Below are 259 nucleotides of genomic sequence, written 5' to 3'. Positions count from 1 at the left end.
CAGGATCTGTTGCCACGGGTTCTCTTGTGCTTGTGCTTGTGCCTGCGTGAATTGCTGGAACCGCTTCGCGTACTTCATCGATTCGTGGATGTTTCCGCCGGACATCATCGTGTTCCAGAGGCCCCATAGCGCGCGGGCATGAAACGCTTCGTCGCCGCACGCCAGCGCGAGCGCGAGCACGTCGCGCCACAATTCGGCCGACCGCCCAACCGCGCCGTGAATGTAGGGCAAGGCCGACGCCAACGCCGCGCGCACGCGC

General features: G+C 64.5%; 1 protein-coding gene. It reads right to left on the bottom strand.

The annotated features are described in order from the left end of the window. The coding region (locus SB771_RS35450) for a hypothetical protein (protein ID WP_410722097.1) at positions 1-231 on the bottom strand (231 nt) is incomplete at its 3' end. Between the last annotated feature and the right edge of the window lie 28 nt (positions 232-259).

Source organism: Burkholderia sp. SIMBA_051 (genome assembly GCF_046534915.1).
Lineage (GTDB): Bacteria > Pseudomonadota > Gammaproteobacteria > Burkholderiales > Burkholderiaceae > Burkholderia > Burkholderia ambifaria.
This window is presented reverse-complemented; position numbering and strand designations above follow the sequence as displayed.